Source organism: Achromobacter sp. ACM04, assembly GCF_014851465.1.
Lineage (GTDB): Bacteria > Pseudomonadota > Gammaproteobacteria > Burkholderiales > Burkholderiaceae_B > Achromobacter > Achromobacter aegrifaciens.
On the sequence record NZ_JACUZS010000001.1, the window covers coordinates 488,888 to 507,076 of the forward strand.

The 18,189-nt window shown below is 63.7% G+C and carries 14 protein-coding genes; 6 read left to right on the top strand and 8 right to left on the bottom strand.

The window, feature by feature from the left end; genetic code table 11:
* The first annotated feature begins 119 nt into the window (after positions 1 to 119).
* On the top strand, positions 120 to 3,539 hold the full coding sequence (locus IB259_RS02415; protein WP_192327356.1) for a methyltransferase regulatory domain-containing protein: 3,420 nt from the start codon (positions 120 to 122) through the stop codon (positions 3,537 to 3,539).
* Positions 3,540 to 3,675: 136 nt separating this feature from the next.
* On the opposite strand, the gene IB259_RS02420 is transcribed toward IB259_RS02415, so the two are convergent.
* From IB259_RS02420 to IB259_RS02455, 8 genes are all read right to left on the bottom strand, one after another.
* Positions 3,676 to 4,452 (bottom strand): cephalosporin hydroxylase family protein, encoded by a 777-nt coding sequence (locus IB259_RS02420; RefSeq protein ID WP_192327359.1) that lies wholly within the window; start codon positions 4,450 to 4,452, stop codon positions 3,676 to 3,678.
* A gap of 11 nt (positions 4,453 to 4,463) precedes the next feature.
* On the bottom strand, positions 4,464 to 5,129 hold the full coding sequence (locus IB259_RS02425; protein WP_192327362.1) for an acetyltransferase: 666 nt from the start codon (positions 5,127 to 5,129) through the stop codon (positions 4,464 to 4,466).
* Entirely contained in the window at positions 5,126 to 6,232 is a 1,107-nt protein-coding gene (locus IB259_RS02430) for a DegT/DnrJ/EryC1/StrS family aminotransferase (RefSeq protein ID WP_192327365.1), read from the bottom strand. Before IB259_RS02430 ends, IB259_RS02425 begins: the two co-directional genes overlap by 4 nt.
* Positions 6,229 to 7,452 carry a class I SAM-dependent methyltransferase gene (locus tag IB259_RS02435; protein ID WP_192327368.1) on the bottom strand — a complete coding sequence of 408 codons (1,224 nt, stop codon included), beginning with the start codon at positions 7,450 to 7,452 and terminating at the stop codon, positions 6,229 to 6,231. The genes IB259_RS02430 and IB259_RS02435 overlap by 4 nt, the downstream gene beginning before the upstream one ends.
* Positions 7,449 to 8,015, bottom strand: coding sequence for a dTDP-4-dehydrorhamnose 3,5-epimerase family protein (locus IB259_RS02440; RefSeq protein WP_192327372.1), 567 nt, complete (start codon positions 8,013 to 8,015; stop codon positions 7,449 to 7,451). Before IB259_RS02440 ends, IB259_RS02435 begins: the two co-directional genes overlap by 4 nt.
* A complete protein-coding gene (gene rfbG, locus IB259_RS02445; protein WP_192327375.1) occupies positions 8,012 to 9,142 on the bottom strand; it encodes a CDP-glucose 4,6-dehydratase in 1,131 nt (376 codons plus the stop codon). The genes IB259_RS02440 and rfbG overlap by 4 nt, the downstream gene beginning before the upstream one ends.
* Positions 9,103 to 9,876: a glucose-1-phosphate cytidylyltransferase gene (gene rfbF / locus IB259_RS02450; RefSeq protein WP_192327378.1), complete on the bottom strand. Its 774-nt coding sequence runs from the start codon at positions 9,874 to 9,876 to the stop codon at positions 9,103 to 9,105. The genes rfbG and rfbF overlap by 40 nt, the downstream gene beginning before the upstream one ends.
* A gap of 255 nt (positions 9,877 to 10,131) precedes the next feature.
* Positions 10,132 to 11,034, bottom strand: coding sequence for a LysR family transcriptional regulator (locus tag IB259_RS02455; RefSeq protein ID WP_192327381.1), 903 nt, complete (start codon positions 11,032 to 11,034; stop codon positions 10,132 to 10,134).
* 93 nt (positions 11,035 to 11,127) lie between these two features.
* On the opposite strand from IB259_RS02455, the gene ggt reads away from it, so the two are divergent.
* From ggt to IB259_RS02480, 5 genes are all read left to right on the top strand, one after another.
* Complete coding sequence (gene ggt / locus IB259_RS02460; protein WP_054456605.1) at positions 11,128 to 12,756, top strand: gamma-glutamyltransferase; 1,629 nt, start codon at positions 11,128 to 11,130, stop codon at positions 12,754 to 12,756.
* A gap of 35 nt (positions 12,757 to 12,791) precedes the next feature.
* On the top strand, positions 12,792 to 14,303 hold the full coding sequence (locus tag IB259_RS02465) for an ABC transporter substrate-binding protein (RefSeq protein WP_175182115.1): 1,512 nt from the start codon (positions 12,792 to 12,794) through the stop codon (positions 14,301 to 14,303).
* 126 nt (positions 14,304 to 14,429) lie between these two features.
* Positions 14,430 to 15,374, top strand: coding sequence for an ABC transporter permease (locus tag IB259_RS02470; RefSeq protein WP_054456607.1), 945 nt, complete (start codon positions 14,430 to 14,432; stop codon positions 15,372 to 15,374).
* Positions 15,371 to 16,249, top strand: coding sequence for an ABC transporter permease (locus IB259_RS02475; RefSeq protein WP_054456608.1), 879 nt, complete (start codon positions 15,371 to 15,373; stop codon positions 16,247 to 16,249). The genes IB259_RS02470 and IB259_RS02475 overlap by 4 nt, the downstream gene beginning before the upstream one ends.
* A 17-nt stretch (positions 16,250 to 16,266) precedes the next feature.
* A complete protein-coding gene (locus IB259_RS02480) occupies positions 16,267 to 18,126 on the top strand; it encodes a dipeptide ABC transporter ATP-binding protein (protein WP_119449505.1) in 1,860 nt (619 codons plus the stop codon).
* Positions 18,127 to 18,189: the final 63 nt, after the last annotated feature.

Sequence of the window (18,189 nt, forward strand, 5' to 3'; positions counted from 1 at the left end):
CCGCCGCCGTTCGATTGCATGCCGTACACCCTTCTTAGGCCGTTTTTCAAGGCTTTCTCCGAGCGGTCCGCTCTGTATCATCGTGCGCATTCTCGTATTCCTACAATTACGCACGAATCATGCCCACGACTCCCATTGTCACCTTGCCCAGCCTGGATCGATTGCGCGCGGCTGCCTATCTGTACGGCATCGAAGCCCCGGCAATAGATCAGGCGCGCGTGTTATGCATTGGCATGGGACCCGAGCCGGCGTTGGCGCCACTTGCCCTGGCGTACCCGCGGGCGCAATTCCTGGTCGTGAGCATCGGCGGATCCCAACACGCCACGCCTCAGGCCACGCCGGACAATCTGCAATACCTGTTGACAAGCCTGGACCAGATCGACGGGAACCTGGGCCGATTCGACTACATCCTCGTCCCAGGCCTGTACGGCTACCTGCCCGCAGAAGCGGCCACCTATCTGCTGCAGACCTGCGAAAGCCTGCTCTCGCCCTCCGGCCTGGCCTGCATCGGCTATCCGGTCTATCCCGGCGCCAAAGCATCCGAGATCGTGCGCGACGCGATCCTGCTGCATCTGCACAACAGTTCCTCGGATACGCCGCCTGAGTCGCTACGCGATCAAGCCTTGGCAGCCTTGAGCCTGTTCGAAGATGGCTTGGCCAACGCCAATTCGCTGGCACCGGCGCTGCGTGAAGTTGCTGGCGTCATGAAAGCTGACATCCAGCGCGGCCATTTGGACGTCATCCTCAATAGCCCCACGGTCGCGGGCAGCTATTTTGTGGAATTCGCGCAACGGGCCCTGCAGGCTGGCCTGGCCTGCGTGGGCGATGCCCGTCCTCAGCTGGATGTGGCGCGGCATTGGGGCGATGGCGTGCGGGCCACCAACAGCTTGCTGGGTCTCGGTCAGGCCGAGGCCACCCGACTGCAGTACCTGGATTTCGCCAGTGGTCGCGCGCAGCGTCACGCACTGCTGGCGCGCGCAGATCTCGGGACCGGCATCCGGACTCAACCCGACCTGGAACGCTTGGCCGACCTGCGTTGGGCAGGCTACTCCGAACCCAGCGACTGGCGGCCGGCGCAGGCGGGCCAGATCTACCGGAATGAGCAGGGACGCTCCTGGACGATTGCCGGCGCCAACGACGCCCGGCTGTTGGACGCGCTGGCTGCCAGTTGGCCGCGCAGCCTGTCGGTTGAGCAATGGTCACATGCTTCCGGCCTTTCCTGCAACGAGGTGCTGTCCTTCCTGCGTCCGCTTTTCGCCGCGGACATGCTCCATTACTGCTTGGGCGCCGGTCCTTGCGATGGGCTACAAGAGGGGCGTCTGTATCTGGCGCCTTCGTTGGCGCAATTGCGCCCGTCTCCTATTGGCGACCAGGCTGAGGGCAACGGCGGTCCGTCGCAGGCTCTGGCGCATTGGAACTTCTGGGGGGGGGCGGTCGATCCCGGATTGACGAGCCATGAAACGGAGTTCGTGGCCGGCCAGGGCGGTCGGATCGACGCGGAAGCATTCCTCCCCGAAACCCTCGACAGGGGTCAACTGGACGCTCATGGCTTGTCTGATTTGGCAAGCGTCCAAGAAGTTGTGCACAGCGGAGTCCTGTCCAAACTTTGGAAATCAGGGCTGCTGACCGGTTCGAAGACCACGTGGTTGGACCTGCTCGGACGGAATCTCGACGCACATCACGGGAAGTCCGCCGGCTGGTCGCTTTATGTCCAGGCCTGCCTGGCCGACATTGACCCACAGGCTCGTTTCGGGCCCAGCACGCCGCAGGACCAGGCACGGCTCGATCATCTGCAAAGACTTCTCGAGGAACTGGCCTACGGCCAGGTGGAACCGCTGGCCCGCCGCGAAATCGAGAAGCAGCCGGCTCGCATCGAAGGTTGGACGGCGTTGGTGCGCAGCCTTTCGGGACAGGGACGGTACGATGAAGCGCTTGGCGTTCTCAGGCAGATGCGCGACAGCTTTCGAGCTGATCCAGGCTATGGCGAGCTGCTGGCCATAGTGCTGTCACAGGCCGGCCATAACGATGAGGCCATCCGCGTAGGTCGGCTCGCAATGCATGGCCGGCCTGGCTCGGGGCAGCTGATCAATGCCGTCGCGTTGGCTTGCCTGCATGCGGCCCGCGTCGCGGCGGCGGAGCAGTATTTAAGCCATGGGATGGCCGTTGATCCGGAATTTCGCCCATTGGGAGTTAATCTGGTTGCCGTCTACACGCGCCAGGGCAAGATCCGCGAGGGCATCGCCCATTGCCGCGAGCTGCTGAACCGCGCCGACGCGGTGGGCGATTACCGGGCTGCGATTTACCACAATCTCTTGTTCTTTGCGAACTACGATCCCGACCGCAACGCCGACCAGATTTTCCAGGACTACCAGGCGTTCGAAAACGAACTGTGCCGACCGCATTACACAAGCTGGAAAACGCACAGGAATTCACGTAGCCTGAAAAGAAAGCTCAGGATCGGCTACGTATCCGCGGATTTCAAAGATCACGCGGTCGCGCGGTTCCTGGAACCGATCTTTGCCTGTTACGACAAGTCGGCCTTTGAAGTCTATGCCTATGCCAACATGGGGGCGGAAGATTCCGCCACGGCGCGCTTTCGCAAGATGGCCGATCAATGGGTTTCGATCTACGGAATGAAGGATGATCAGGCCGCCCAGCGTATTCGCGACGACGGCATCGATATCCTGGTTGATATGTCCGGCCACACCGGCGGCCACCGGCTAGGGGTTTTCGCTCGCAAACCTGCCCCGGTTTCGCTGACCTGGCTGGGCTACGGTTACACCACGGGTGTCTCGGCCATCGATTATTTCCTGGGCAACGAGGCGTTATGTCCTCAGGGCTCGGAGCAGTTGTTTGCCGAAAAGATCTGGCGCCTCGAGGGTAGCTGGACGGTCTACCAGCCGCATTGGGCCGATATTCCTGAGCCGGGCGCCCTGCCAGCAGTGGCCGAGGGTTTCATTACCTTTATCAGCCTTTCGCGCGTCATTCGCATCAACGAGCGGGTGATCCGGGGCTGGGCTCGGATTCTGATGGCTGTTCCTCGGTCGCGGCTGGTACTTAACAGCATGGATTTCGCCGACCCGGAAACCTGCGCCACAATCCAGGCAAAGTTTGCTGAGCACGGCATCCCGGCACATCGGCTGATGATGGGGTACACCAGTCCTCCCTGGCATTCCTTGCGCCATGCCGACATAGGGCTTGATTGCTTCCCGCACAATGCCGGCACCACCCTGTTGGATATGCTGTGCGCGGGGGTTCCCTATATCACCATGGCGGATCGACCCAGCGTGGGACGGATAGGTTCCTCACCCTTGCATAGCCTGGGGCACACGGATTGGATCGCTGTGGATGACGCGGATTATGTGGAAAAGGCCGTGTCGCTAGCCTCTGATGTGCAAGCGCTGGCTGACATACGCCGGACCCTGCCGGCGCGCTTTGCGAAGAGCGATCTTATGGATCAGGGCGCCTTTATTGAGAAGCTGGAAGCAGCTTACCGTGAAATGTTCGCCGTCTGGGCTGAAAAGCGCGCAGGCTCCTGAACCGAGTAGGCATTGCTCGGACGCCGGTCCGGATTTTGCTTCAAGACGTCATCGGCCGCCGCATTCTTCAGCGCCAACTCAGCAGTCTGCCTGAGTTGGCGCTCGCCCCAGTGGCGGCTGGCCTAGCGGCAAATGCCTAACGGCGCTTGAGAAAACCGTCTGGCGCCACAGTAATCTGCAGCTTGTCGGGAATCGTCCGGTCGATTTCGAACTCGGCATGCGACTTCAGATACTCCCATACCGCCGTCTTCGGGTTGTTTCCAGGGCCCCAGGGTCGATCTGGAAACATGGAAGCGGGCAGGTCTTCTATAACGGTATCGAATACGACGCAATAGCTGCCAGGGCTGGTCAAGGGCGCATACGCTTCCAACTCTGCAAGAACATGCTCATGCGTATGGTTGCTGTCCAGGCAAACCAGGATTCGTTCATATCCCGCAGCGGCCGCAAGTACCTGCGCGACGGTCTCAGGGGCGATGCTGGAGCCTTGGATCATCTGTATGCGCGTAGCCATGGGATGCGCCTCGATGGCGGTCCGATTATGGTCGCGAATGTCGATGTCCACCCCGAGCACTTTCCGTTTCGATTTCCTCGGGTCGATAGTCGTGCCGGTTTCGATGGCGTCAGCCATGTCCAGCAGGGCGAGCATGGACGCGCTGAACACCAGCGATCCTCCCCTTGCAATGCCCGTCTCTATGATCAGATCTGGCTTGACTGCCCAGATCAATTCCTGCATTGCCACGATGTCCTGCGGGTACTGAATGATCGGCAAGCCCAACCAGTCGAAATGGTAGGAGTACTTCTGGCCATTTGCGGTCTGCAGCCACGAGGATGTTTTGCTTCCAAGATCCGAATCTTCTCCCATACGTTGTATTTCGTGGATGCGTGATTCTCTGAAAATTGCTGAATCGTCCATTGATAATCCGATTATTGATTGCTGGTGCACTTGATGGTTCTGGCCGGATTGCCGACCACAACGGAAAAATCCGGTACGTCTCTTAGCACCACTGAGCCTGCGCCTATGATGCAATTGGCTCCGATTTTCACTCTTGGAAGAATGCAGGCGCCGGCGCCGATCATGGTGTTTTCGCCGACCGAGACACAGCCGCATAGCGTCGCGCCTGGGGCTACATGCACGCCGGGGGAGAGCAGACACTCGTGATCGATGTTTGCGGAACTATTGATGATGCAATCGCGCATCATGCGCACGCCAGATCCGATCATGCTATTTGCCAGTAGTTGGCAGCCCTCCGAAATCTGCGCCGAGGGTGCAACATATGCGGTCGGATGGATCAGCGGCGGCAGGGTGAAGCCCTGATTGCGCAACAGATCCGAGATGCCTTGCCTGTCCGACCCACGGCTTCCTCCGATGGCGACGGCGGCCTGGCCAGGCTGCTGGCCGTCCAGCGTTTCAACCCAGTTTTTCAGGGCTTGCGTGCCATGGTAGAGCGGCACGCCCTCAATCACCGAAGAGGCATCTGGATTGTTGTCAAACAAGGCCACGACGCTTTCACCCTTCAAGAAGAGCAAGTCTGCCAGCACGAGCGCGTGGCCCGCGCTTCCCCAGATCAGGTAGCCGTTGTCGGTCTTCATCGGAGCATCCGGTGAAGCACGTCGATCACCCGCGCAATCTGCGTGGCGTCCATATCGTGGTAACTAGGCAAATTAATCGCGCGTCCCGGGATGGACCACGCCTGCCTGTTGCTGCGCACAGGCTCGAACATTTCCAGGCTGGACAGCGGCCAGAAAAACACGCGCGCATCCACGTTCTCGGCGTTCAGGGCGGCCTGCAGCTTTTCCCGGCTGACCCCGGTGCGTTCGTCGAACACCGCGGTGGGCATCCATGCGCCATTGATCGTGCCTGCGGGTTCGGGGTTCATCGATACGCCGTCCAGCACGCTCAAGCCGCTTCGGTATGTCGCCAGGATCTCGCGCTTGCGCGCGATCAGTTCGTCGATGCGCTCCATCTGTGCGCAACCGAGAGCCGCCTGGATGTTGGAGAGCTTGTATTTGAATCCAACCTCATTCGGCCAGAACTGTTTCGTCTCGCCCCGCGCGCGGCCATGATTGCTCAAGGTCAGCACGCGTTCGTACAGCTCGGCGTCCTGAGTGACAAACATGCCTCCTTCGCCCGTGGTCATGGTCTTGGAGCCATGGAACGAGAACGATGCAAAACGTCCCATGGAACCGGCGCGCTTGCCATGATAGACAGATCCGATCGCTTCGGCGGCATCTTCGATCACAGGGATGTTGTGGCGCGCGCCTATCTCCAGCAACGCGTCCATGTCACAAAGATTGCCATACAAATGGACAGCCACGATGGCGCGGGTTCGAGGGGTGATGGCGGCTTCCACCGCACCCGGGTCTATGCACCAAGTGCTGGGCAAGATATCGACGAAGACCGGTTTGGCCCCCAAGTGCACAATTGGCGAGGCCGTTGCGATCCAGTTGGTGTCGGCCAGGATGACCTCATCTCCTGGACCGATGCCGAGCGCCGCCATCCCCAGGTGCAGGGCTCCCGTGCAGCTTGAGGTGGCCATCGCATGTTCAACGCCCAGGTGTTCCCGGAATGCCTGCTCGAACCGCCCGATGTACTCGTAGCAGCGATCGCCCCAGCCGTGGGCTGCCGCATCCGTGGCGTAGCGCACTTCCAGATCGGTAATGGACGGCTTGGTGTAATAGATGCGGGATTTCACAGAATCTCCAGTTTCGGCACTGCCACCACGAATTTCGTTCCCTGCTCGGCAAGGCCCCGGTTTTGTTCCTTGACCTCCGTCGCGATGTTCCACGGCAGGATCAGGACGTAGTCCGGTCGCTGCGAGGCCAGCGCCTGTGGTTCAAATATGGGGATGTGGCTGCCTGGCAAATACATGCCTTGCTTGGCCGGCGCTGCATCGCAGACGAATGGCAGCAGATCGGGTTTGACGCCGGCATAGTTCAGCAGCGTGTTGCCCTTGGCCGCGGCGCCGTAGGCCGCCACGGTCTTGCCCAAACGCTTTTGCTCGATCAGGAAGGCCAACAGATCGTCCTTGACGCGGTCGGCACGCGCCTGAAAGGCCTGGTACGTGGCCAGATCCAACAAGCCGCCTTCCTTTTCCAGCTGTAGCACACGCTCGACGTCGGGCTGCTGCGCGAGCGCAGCCGCGGCGTGGCAGCCATAGACCCGCACGCTGCCTCCGTGCGTGGGCAGTTCCTCGATGTCGTAGATGCGCAGCCCGCAGGCTTCGAAGATCCGTCGCACTGCATGCACGGACAGGTATGAGAAATGTTCGTGATAGATGGTGTCGAACTGGTTGTTCTGGATCAGGCGCAGCAGATGCGGAAACTCCAGCGTGATCGTGCCTTCCGGCTTCAGGGCGGCGGCTAGGCCACGCGTGAAGTCGTTGATGTCGGGCACGTGCGCGTAGACGTTGTTGCCCGCGATCAGGTCGGCCCGGCGGCCTTCGCTGGCTAGCTGGCGGCCCAGCGCCTCGCCGAAGAACTCGCGCAGTACCGGTACGCCGATGCGCTCAGCCACCGCCGCCGTGCTGGCCGTCGGTTCGATGCCCAGGCAGGGAATGCCGTCGGCGACAAAGTTCTTCAGCAGATATCCGTCGTTGGAGGCGACCTCGATGACGAAGCTGTCCTTGTGCAGTCCGAGACGGCGTGTCATGGCCTGCGCATACTGGCGCGCGTGGGCCAGCCATCCGCTGGACGTGCTGGAAAAGTAGGCGTAGTCCGGGCCGAACAGTGCATCCGCCTGCGCGTAATCCTCGGTTTGCACCAGCCAGCATTGGTCGCAGACGCGGGTGTTCAGCGGGAAATAGGTTTCGGGCCGTTTGAGATCCTCGGCCCGCAAGTAGGCGTTTGAGGGCGGAGCGAAGCCCAGGTTAAGGAATGCATGACGCAGCAGGGCGCCGCAATGACGGCAATTCATTGATTCAGGTCCAATCCGGTAAAGCCCTCGGGCAGCCTGGGAAACGTTTTATCGCGCGCAGACTGCAGGGCGAGGGGCAGGGGCCATTCGATCGCGAGCGCCGGGTCGGTGGCCGATATGCCACCCTCGGCTTGGGCGGCATAGGGCGCGGAGTGCAGGTACAGCAGTTCGCAGTCCTCGCTCAGCGCCTGAAAACCGTGCGCGAACCCCTCGGGAATCAGCAAGGCGCGGGCGTTGTCGGCCGATAATTCGACGGCGCGCCATTGCAGGAAAGTGGGCGATCCGGCACGCAGGTCCAGGGCTACATCCCATACCGCGCCACGCAGGCAGCTCACGAGCTTCATCTCGGCGTGCGGCGGGCGTTGGAAATGCATGCCACGCACCGTGCCTTGGATTCGGGTCCTGGTGTGATTGATTTGTGCAATGGGTTTGCGCCAGCCAGCGGCCGCCAGTTCCTCGGCGCAGAACAACCGTGACAGGAAGCCTCGTTCATCGCCCAGACGCTGGCGTTCGACCACGTGCAAGCCCTCGATGCCGGTTTCGGTGATAGAAAAACGGCTCATGGCGCGGCTCCCAGCGCCTCGAAAGCCTGGATGTCGGCCTCGCATAGCGCACGGGCATTTGCGCCCGCGCGCTGGTTGCGGTACCAGGTCATGGTCCTGTGGATCGACGTCTCCAGGTTCCAGCGCGGGTGCACGTTCAGCGCTTCGCGCGCCCGGGCGATTTCCAGCGCCAGCCAGCCGGCCTCATGTGGCCCTTCGGTGCCGTCGCCCCACTGGATGTCGCCACGACCGTAGGCCTGCCGCGCCAGGGCGATTACCTGGCGCACCGTGGCGGCCTCGTGCGTGTGCGGGCCAAAGTTGTAGGCGGCGGCCGGCGCCGACCGGGCGTGCAGGGCCTCAGCCAGGCGCAGATAGGCGCTTACTGGTTCCAGCACGTGTTGCCAGGGCCGGATCGCCTGAGGGCGGCGTATCGGCAAGGGTTGACCTGACTGCCAGCAGCGGATCGCATCGGGAATCAGCCTGTCGGCCGCCCAATCGCCGCCGCCGATCACATTGCCCGCGCGCGCCGAAGCCATGGCCGTGCCCTGCGGCGAAAGCCAGGTGTCGCGGTAGCTGGCTATCACCAGCTCGCTGGCCGCCTTGCTGGCGCTGTAGGGGTCGTGCCCGCCCAGCGCATCGTCCTCGCGGTAGGGATAGGCGTGTTCCAGGTTGCGGTAGACCTTGTCCGTGGTCACCATCACCGCGGCCGCTACGCTCTCCAGGCCGCGCAGCGCATCGAGCACATGAGCGGTGCCCATCACATTGGCGGCGTAGGTTCCCAGGGGATCCGCATATCCGGTGCGCACCAGCGCTTGCGCGGCCAGGTGGAAGACGATCTCGGGCCTGGAGCGGCGGATCTGCTCAGCCAAGGCGTGCGCATCGCGGATGTCGATGTAGTGGCTGTCGCATAGGTCGCCGACGCGCGCCAATTCGTACAGATTGGGTTCGCCGGCAGGCGCCAGCGCAATACCCGTTACCTGGGCGCCCAGGCGATGCAGCCACAGGGCGAGCCAGCTTCCCTTGAACCCGGTGTGCCCGGTCAGCAGCACCCGCCGGCCTTGCCAGAAGGCGGGATTGGGATTGGCCAGGACATGGTCGTCCGGCTGCTTCACGCCCAGACCTTCCACGGCGCTTGACCCGATGCCCATAGGTCTTCCAGCAGGTTCTTTTCCCGCAGGGTGTCCATGGGTTGCCAGAAACCCTCATGTTCGAATGACATCAATTGACCGTCGCGCGCGAGCGAAGTCAGCGGATCGCCCTCCCAACTAGTCTGGTCGCCCTCGATACGGTCCAGGCAGGCGGGAGACAGCACAAAAAAGCCGCCATTGATCAGGCCGCCGTCGCCACGGGGCTTTTCCGTGAAGCCCGTCACCTGATTGCCCTCGCGCTTGAGCGCTCCGTAGCGTCCCGGCGGCTGCACTGCCGTGACCGTCGCCAGGCGGCCGGCCTCGCGGTGAAAGCGGATCGACGCGCCGATGTCCACGTCGCTCAGGCCGTCTCCGTAGGTGAAGCAGAAAGCGTCCTCATTCTTGACGTAGTCGCGCACCCGCTTCAAGCGTCCGCCCGTCAAGGTGCTTTCGCCCGTATCGACGAGCGTCACGCGCCAAGGCTCGGCGTGCCTCTGGTGAACTTCCATGCGATTGGTGCTCATGTCGAAAGTGACGTCCGACATATGCAGGAAGTAATTGGCGAAGTACTCCTTGATGACATAGCCCTTGTAGCCGCAGCAGATCACGAAGTCGTGAATGCCGTGATGCGAGTACAGCTTCAGGATGTGCCATAGGATGGGCTTGCCGCCTATTTCCACCATGGGCTTGGGCTTCAGGTGCGTTTCTTCGGAGATCCGGGTGCCCAGACCCCCGGCCAAAATGACTGCCTTCACGTCGATGCCTTTGAAGAAGGAACCCCGTCCTGTCAGATCGCGAGGCATCTGGAAGGGCCGGGAATCGGCTCAAAATTTCGTGATGCAGTATAGGAAAAGCAGCCCCTAGTCAATCTATTGAAAAAGGGGTGGAAAAGCCGGGTTGATGGAGCGCATGGAGACTTGGGTTTGCGCCGTGAAACCGGGGCTCGCTCGCTGCCAGGCCCATCGTTCCAGGGCGGCCAACACAGACTGGCAGTCCCCGCTCAACGTGGTTCAGGCGGCCGTCTGCCCGTCGCGTTCACGGAACGCCGCGGCGCAGCTTGCGCAGATCGCCGCCGTGATGCCCTGGCGCGCATGCTCGCGCCGCTCCAGCATGCCGATGGCGCGCGCCATCGGTCCCAGGTCCTGGGGCAGGGTGAGAATCCGCAGTTCCGGGCTGTGCTGCCAGTTGGAGCCGTTGATCAGCGGCAGCAGCGTCACGCCAACCTCCTGGCGCACCAGCTCGACCAGGGTCTCGATGGCGTTGAGTTCCAGGTATTCGTTCAGCGGCACCGCCAGGCGGCGCAGCAGCCGGTCTATTTGCAGGCCGGTGCGCTGGGTGCGGTCAAAGCGCAGGAAGGGGTTCTGCGCCAGTACCTGGCGCGCGTCTTCGCCCGGCGCCGAGCGCGGCGCGATGACGACCAACTGCTCTTCATATAGCGCGGTCCAGCGGGTGCTGGCCATCTTGCGCCCGGCCTCCACCAGGAAGGCCGCGTCCAGCTCGCCGTCCTCGACCTTGCCCGCCAGCTCGCTGGCCTTGCCCGACAGGATGCGCACGTCCAGCTTGGGGTGCTGCTTCTTCATGCCCGACACGACCTTGGACAGGGTCCCCATGCACGACACGATGCTGCCCACGGCGACCGACCCGGCCAGCTCGCCGGGCACGGTGCGCGGCAGCCGCATGCGGTCGTAAAGATCCAGCAAGTGCTTGATTTCCGGCAGTAATTCCCGGCCGGCGGCATTCAGGATGGCGAGCCGTCCGCTGCGGTCGAAGAGTTCGCGGCCCAGTTCCGTTTCCAGGGAGCGCATCTGGAAGCTGACCGCGGCCTGGGTCAGCGCCACCTGTTCGGCCGCTTCGGAGAAGGAACCGTGGTGCGCGACCGCCAGGAAAGTGCGCAGAAAACGGATGGTACTCACAAAAATCTCTTTTATGACGGAACAAAATTTCAAATTGATTTAATTAAACCACGGGAGTAACTTCGGCCGCTTACCCGTTATGAGACTAGCCACATGAAATCCTTCGACTGGGGCAACCCGTATCCTTCCGTCCGCATTCCGCTGTTCGCCCGCAACGTGGTGTCCACGTCGCATCCGCTGGCGGCGCAGGCAGGGTTGCGCATGCTGCTCAAGGGCGGCAATGCCGTGGACGCCGCCATCGCTGCGGCCGCCACCATCGTCCTGGTCGAACCCGTGTCCTGCGGCCTGGGCGGCGACTGTTTCGCCATCGTCTGGGACGGCAAGGAATTGCACGGCCTGAACTCCTCGGGCGTGGCCCCCGCGGCCTGGAGCACCGAATACTTCAAGCGCAAGCACGGCGTGGGCGCCGACGGCCTGGCGATCCAGCCCAAGCGCGGCTGGGACGCCGTGACGGTGCCGGGCGTGGTGGCCGGCTGGGCCGCGCTGCATGAAAAACTGGGCAAGCTGCCGTTCGAGCAATTGTTCGAACCCGCCATCGAGATCGCCGAGCGCGGCTACGCCGTGCCGCCGGTGGTGGCGCACAAGTGGGCCGCAGCCGCCGAAGAACTCAAATCGCAACCGGGCTACGCCCAGGCCTTCCTGCCCGAGGGCCGCGCGCCCAAGGTCGGCGAACACTTCCGCTTCCCGGACGCCGCCAACACGCTGCGCCGCATCGCCGCTTCCAAGGGCCGCGACTTCTACGAAGGCGAACTGGCCGAGCGCATCGCCGCCTTCAGCCAGGAATGCGGCGGCGCCATGACCCTGGAAGACCTGCGCAACTACCGCCCGGAATGGGTCAAGCCCATTTCCAAGTCCTACCGCGGCTACGAGCTGCACGAGATCCCGCCGAACGGGCAGGGCATCGCCGCGCTGATCGCGCTGGGCATCGTCGAGCGCTTCGACATGGCCGACATTCCGGTGGACTCGGTACAGTCGCAGCACATCCAGATCGAAGCCATGAAGCTGGCCTTCGCGGACCTGTACAAGTACGTGGCGGACCCGCGTTCCATGCAGGTAACGCCGGAGCAGATGCTGTCCGACGCCTACCTGGACAGCCGCGCCAAGCTGATCCGCCTGGACCGCGCCACCCATTTCGAGGCGGGCCGTCCGCACGCCGGCGGCACCATCTACCTGACCGCCGCCGATGAAAACGGCATGATGATCTCGTTCATCCAGTCCAACTACATGGGCTTCGGCTCGGGCGTGGTGGTGCCGGGCACCGGCATCAGCATGCAGAACCGCGGCGTGGGCTTCTCGATGGATCCGAAGTCGGCCAACGTGGTCGAAGGCGGCAAGCGTCCGTTCCACACCATCATCCCGGGCTTCCTGACCCGCGGCGGCAAGCCGGTCATGAGCTTTGGCGTGATGGGCGGCGACATGCAACCGCAAGGCCACATGCAGACCGTGGTGCGCATGCTGGACTATCACCAGAATCCGCAGGCCGCCTGCTGCGCGCCGCGCTGGAAGGTCAACCGCGATTTCACGCTGGACATCGAGACCAATATGAAGGCTTCCACCATTGCGGGCCTGAAAGACCTCGGGCATGCTTTGAAGTCGGTCGACGATCCGTACATGGATTTCGGCGCGGGCCAGTTCATCTGGCGCATGTCCGAAAACGACAACGAGCTTGGCTACGTCGCCGCCAGCGACAGCCGGCGCGACGGTCAGGCGGTCGGCTTCTAATACGCAATAGCGCAGCCACAAGGGGAATCTAAATAATGAAACGCTTGACCTTGACCTTCGGCGCCAGCCTGCTGGCGCTGGCCGCGGGCGCGGCTTCCGCCCAGAACATCCGGATCGGCCTGCAGGAAGATCCGGACGTGCTGGACCCGCACCGGGCGCGCACGTACGTGGGCCGCATCGTCTTCACCTCGCTGTGCGACAAGCTGATCGACATCGATCCCAAGCTGCACTTCGTGCCGCAACTGGCCACCTCGTGGTCGTTCAGCCCCGACAACAAGGTGCTGACCTTCAAGCTGCGCGAGGACGCGCTGTTCCATGACGGCTCCAAGTTCGATGCCGCCGCGGCCAAGGCCAACCTGGAACGCGCCATGTCCCTGCCGGACAGCCTGCGCAAGGGCGAACTGGCCTCCGTGGAAAAGGTCGACGCGCCTGATGCCACGACGCTGGTGCTGACGCTGAAAAAGCCCGACGCCACCCTGCTGGCGCAGCTGTCCGACCGCGCCGGCATGATGCTGTCGCCCAAGACCTTCAGCGACGACGTGGCCGCCGTGGGCCGCAAGCCCGTGTGTTCCGGTCCCTACAAGTTCGTCGAACGCATCCAGAACGACCGCATCGTGCTGGAGAAATTCGACCAGTACTACGACGCCAAGGATTTCGCCTTCAAGCGCGTGACCTTCCTGCCGATCCCGGACACCACCGTGCGCCTGTCCAACCTGCGCGCGGGCGACCTGGACATGCTGGAGCGCCTGAATCCCTCCGACGTGCCGCAGGTCAAGAGCGACGCCAGCCTGACCTTCGCGCCGGTGGCCGGCCTGGGCTTCCAGCAGTTCATGTTCAACGTCGCCAACGGCAAGCGCGCCGAGGACAATCCGTTCAAGAACAAGCTGGTGCGCCAGGCGTTCCAGTACGCCATCGACCGCAACGCCATCAGCGAAGTGGCCGGCGGCGGCATCTTCGATCCGGCGCAGCAGCCGTTCCCGCCCGCCAGCCCCTACCACAGCGACAAGTTCCCGCCGACCAAGCGCGACGTCGCCAAGGCCAAGGCGCTGCTCAAGCAGGCGGGCTTTGACCGCGTGAAGGCCGAGGTCATGTTCGGCAACAACACCACCACGTCCTCGATCGCCGAGATCGTGCAGGCCATGGCGTCCGAGGCGGGCTTCGACCTGTCGCTGCGCCCGACCGAGTACGCCGCGCTGCAAAAGGAATCGGCCGGCGGCAACTTCCAGGTCGTGATGCTGGGCTGGTCGGGCCGGGTCGATCCGGACGGCAACATCCACGCCTTCGTCACCTGCAAGGGCGCGCTGAACGATGGCCACTACTGCAACCCGGAAGTGGACAAGCTGCTGAACGAGGCCCGCACCGTGCCCGACGAGGCCAAGCGCCGCGCTATCTACGACCAGGCCCAGACCATCATCCAGGACGAATTGCCCGGGGTGTATAACTACTACCAGCCCTGGCCCTTCGCCATGGCCAAGAAGGTCAAGGGCTTCACGCCTTATCCTGACGGCATGATCCGCCTGAAAGGCGTGACCTACGCGCAGAAGTGATCGCGGCGCGGCAGTCAAGCGCCGCGCCAGCCGGACGCGCCTTGCGCGTCCGGTTGTCGTTTGCGGCGGCAGGGCGCGGTTTATCCTGCGCGTCCCGTCCGCCGTTCCTGTCTTACGGTTTCTCATATGCTTAAACTCATCTTGCGCCGCGTGCTCGTCGCGATACCGACACTGATACTGGTGTCGATGATCGTCTTCATGCTGCAGAAAATCCTGCCCGGCGACCCGGTGCTGACACTGGCCGGCGAAGAACGCGATCCCGCCGTCCTGGACTACCTGCGGGACAAGTACCGCCTCAACGATCCGCTGCCCGTGCAGTACGCCGCCTGGGCCGCGCAGGTCGTGCAAGGCGACCTGGGCAAGTCGCTGCGCACTGACGTCCCCGTCACCACGCTGATCGGCCAGAAGCTGCCGGTCACGCTGCAATTGGCCGCCATGGCCATGTTCTTCGCGCTGCTGATAGGCATCCCCATGGGGATCGTCGCCGCGGTGCGCAAGGGCAAGCCCATCGAAATGGGCGCCAACATCGCCGCGCTGTCCGGCATGTCCATCCCCAATTTCTGGCTTGGCATCATTCTCATCATGGTGGTGTCGGTGCAATGGAAGCTGCTGCCGGCCTCGGGCTATGTGTCGCCGTCCGAGGACTTCTGGCTGTCGATCAAGACCATGCTGATGCCGTCCCTGGTGCTGTCCACGGCCATCGCCGCGTATCTGATGCGCCATACCCGTTCGGCCATGCTGGAAGCCTTGTCGGCCGATTATGTGCGTACCGCCCGCGCCAAGGGCGTATCTCCGCGCAGCGTGGTGCTGCGCCATGCCTTGCGCAATGCGCTGATGCCCATTGTCACGCTGGTGACGCTGCTGTTCGGGGAACTGTTGGCGGGCGCCGTGCTGACCGAGCAGGTCTTCACGATCCCGGGCTTCGGCAAGCTGGTGGTCGACGCCGTCTTCACGCGCGACTACGCGGTGGTGCAGGGCGTGGTGCTCTGCGTGGCGGTGGGTTTCATCATCATGAACCTGCTGGCCGACATCCTGTACATCCTGGTCAATCCCCGCCTGAGGCACTCATGAGCGCAATTCCTGCAACGGCCGCAGCCGTCACGCCGCCCCGCAGCCGCAACCGCGCCTGGGGCAAATTCAAGCGCAACCACATCGCCATGCTGGGCCTGGGGATCGTGCTGTTCTTTGTCGTGATCGCCATCCTGGCGCCGCTGATCGCCAGCCACGATCCCTTCCAGACCAGCTTCACCACCATCCGCAAGGCGCCTTCGGCGTCCTACTGGCTGGGCACGGATGAATTGGGCCGCGACATCTTCAGCCGCATGGTCTATGGCGCCCGCGCCTCGCTGATGGCGGGCCTGGTGTCGGTCCTGATCGCGCTGGCGGTGGGCGTGCCCTTCGGTCTTGCCGCCGGCTATTTCGGCGGCTGGACCGACAGCATCATTTCCCGTGCCACCGAGGCGCTGCTGGCCATTCCCTTCCTGATCCTGGCCATCGCGCTGGCCGCCTTTCTCGGGCCCAGCCTGACCAACGCCATGATCGCAATCGGCGTCTCGGCCGCGCCCAAGTTCATCCGCCTCACGCGCGGACAGGTGCTCGCAGTCAAGAACGAGGATTACGTGCAGAGCGCGCGCGCCCTGGGCGCGTCCGACCTGCGCATCATCGGCCGGCACGTGTTCCCCAACGTGATGCCGCCGCTGATCGTGCAGGCCACCATCACCATCGCCACGGCCATCATCGCCGAGGCCAGCCTGTCGTTCCTGGGCCTGGGCCTGCAGCCGCCGAACCCGTCCTGGGGCTCGATGCTGAACACCGCCAAGAACTTCATGACCCAGGCGCCCTGGATGTCCATCTTCCCCGGATCGGCCATTTTCCTGGTGGTGCTGGGCTTCAATCTGCTGGGCGACGGCCTGCGCGACGCGCTCGATCCGCGTCAGGAAAAGTAATCACCATGGCAACAACAATGGACCCCAAGCGCGTCGTCCAGGTCAACGACCTGACCGTGCGCTTCAAGACCCCCGAGCGCACCGTCGAAGCGGTGCGCAAAGTCTCCTTCCACGTCGACCGCGGCGAAACCCTGGCCATCGTCGGCGAATCCGGCTCGGGCAAGTCGGTGACCTCGCTGGCGCTGATGCGCCTGGTCGAGTATGGCGGCGGCCGGATCGTCAATGGCGGCATGTTGCTGCGCCGGCGCAGCGGCGAAGTGCTGGATCTGCTCAACGCGCCCGACAGCACGCTGCAGCGCGTGCGCGGCGCGGACGTGGCGATGATCTTCCAGGAGCCCATGACGTCCCTGAACCCCAGTTTCACGGCCGGCAACCAGATTGCCGAAGCCCTGCAGCTGCACCAGGGACTGGACGCCGCCGCGGCCCGCGCCGAAACGCTGCGCATGCTGGAGCGGGTGCGCATCCCCGAAGCCCGCGCCATCCTGGACCGCTATCCGCACCAGTTGTCGGGCGGCATGCGCCAGCGCGTCATGATCGCCATGGCCCTGTCGTGCAAGCCCCAGTTGCTGATCGCCGACGAACCGACCACGGCCCTGGACGTGACCATCCAGGCCCAGATCCTGCAGCTGATCCGCCAGTTGCAGGAAGAAATGGACATGGGCGTGATCTTCATCACGCACGACATGGGCGTGGTGGCGGAAGTCGCCGACCGCGTGCTGGTCATGTACCGCGGCGACAAGGTCGAAGAGGGTAGCTCGGACGAGGTCTTCGCCCGCCCGCAGCACGCCTATACGCGCGCGCTGCTGTCGGCGGTGCCGCGGCTGGGCGCCATGCAGGGCACGGACGAACCCGCGCCGTTCCCGCTGCTGCGCGTGGACGACCCCACGGCGCGACCGCAAGCCGCCGCCGCGCCCGTCGCGGCTGCGTCCACCGTGCGCCGCGAGAACGGCCCGGTGCTGAAGGTGCGCGACCTGACCACCAGCTTCGATATCACCGGCGGCATCCTGGGCCGGGTGCAAAAGCGCGTGCACGCCGTGGAGAAGGTCAGCTTCGACCTGTATCCGGGCGAGACGCTGTCGCTGGTGGGCGAGTCCGGCTGCGGCAAGACCACCACCGGCCGTTCGCTGCTGCAGCTGGTCAAGAGCAAGGCCGGCAGTATCGAATTCGACGGCAAGAACATCGGCGCGCTGCGCGGCAGCGCCATGCAGACCCTGCGTCAGCACATCCAGTTCATCTTCCAGGATCCGTTCGCCTCGCTGGATCCGCGCATGACGGTGGGCTATTCCATCATGGAACCGCTGCTGATCCACGGCGTGGCGCGCGGCAAGGCGGCCCAGGACCGGGTGCGCTGGCTGATGGACAAGTGCGGCCTGCTGCCGGAAATGATCGACCGCTATCCGCACGAGTTCTCGGGGGGCCAACGCCAGCGCATCTGCATCGCGCGCGCGCTGGCGTTGAACCCCAAGGTGGTGATCGCCGACGAATCGGTGTCGGCGCTGGACGTGTCGATCCAGGCGCAGATCGTCAACTTGTTGCTGGACCTGCAGCGCGAGCTGGGCGTGTCGTTCCTGTTCATCTCGCACGACATGGCCGTGGTCGAGCGCGTCAGCCACCGGGTGGCGGTGATGTACCTGGGCCAGATCGTCGAGATCGGCCCGCGCCGGGCCATCTTCGAGAACCCGCAGCATCCCTACACCAAGAAGTTGATGGCGGCGGTGCCCATCGCCGACCCGCAGCGCCGCCACCGCGAGCGCTCGCTGCTGGTCGACGAGATCCCCAGCCCGATGCGCAAGCTGGGCGACGATCCGCTGGTCGAGCCGCTGGTCGCCGTGGGCGAGGGCCATTTCGTGGCCCGCCATTCGATCGGGGTCTATTGAGGCAGGTGGCCGCCCGCTGGCAGCCGGTGGCCGCTTGCATCCCCCCCGCTGCGCGCGGGGGGG

Bases quoted from the DNA above. Each gene is read 5' to 3' on its own strand.
- IB259_RS02415 (WP_192327356.1), top strand. From the start codon at position 120: ATGCCCACGACTCCCATTGTCACCTTGCCCAGCCTGGATCGATTGCGC.
- IB259_RS02420 (WP_192327359.1), bottom strand. From the start codon at position 4,452: ATGGACGATTCAGCAATTTTCAGAGAATCACGCATCCACGAAATACAA.
- IB259_RS02425 (WP_192327362.1), bottom strand. From the start codon at position 5,129: ATGAAGACCGACAACGGCTACCTGATCTGGGGAAGCGCGGGCCACGCG.
- IB259_RS02435 (WP_192327368.1), bottom strand. From the start codon at position 7,452: ATGAATTGCCGTCATTGCGGCGCCCTGCTGCGTCATGCATTCCTTAAC.
- IB259_RS02440 (WP_192327372.1), bottom strand. From the start codon at position 8,015: ATGAGCCGTTTTTCTATCACCGAAACCGGCATCGAGGGCTTGCACGTG.
- rfbG (WP_192327375.1), bottom strand. From the start codon at position 9,142: ATGGGCATCGGGTCAAGCGCCGTGGAAGGTCTGGGCGTGAAGCAGCCG.
- ggt (WP_054456605.1), top strand. From the start codon at position 11,128: ATGAAATCCTTCGACTGGGGCAACCCGTATCCTTCCGTCCGCATTCCG.
- IB259_RS02465 (WP_175182115.1), top strand. From the start codon at position 12,792: ATGAAACGCTTGACCTTGACCTTCGGCGCCAGCCTGCTGGCGCTGGCC.
- IB259_RS02470 (WP_054456607.1), top strand. From the start codon at position 14,430: ATGCTTAAACTCATCTTGCGCCGCGTGCTCGTCGCGATACCGACACTG.
- IB259_RS02475 (WP_054456608.1), top strand. From the start codon at position 15,371: ATGAGCGCAATTCCTGCAACGGCCGCAGCCGTCACGCCGCCCCGCAGC.
- IB259_RS02480 (WP_119449505.1), top strand. From the start codon at position 16,267: ATGGACCCCAAGCGCGTCGTCCAGGTCAACGACCTGACCGTGCGCTTC.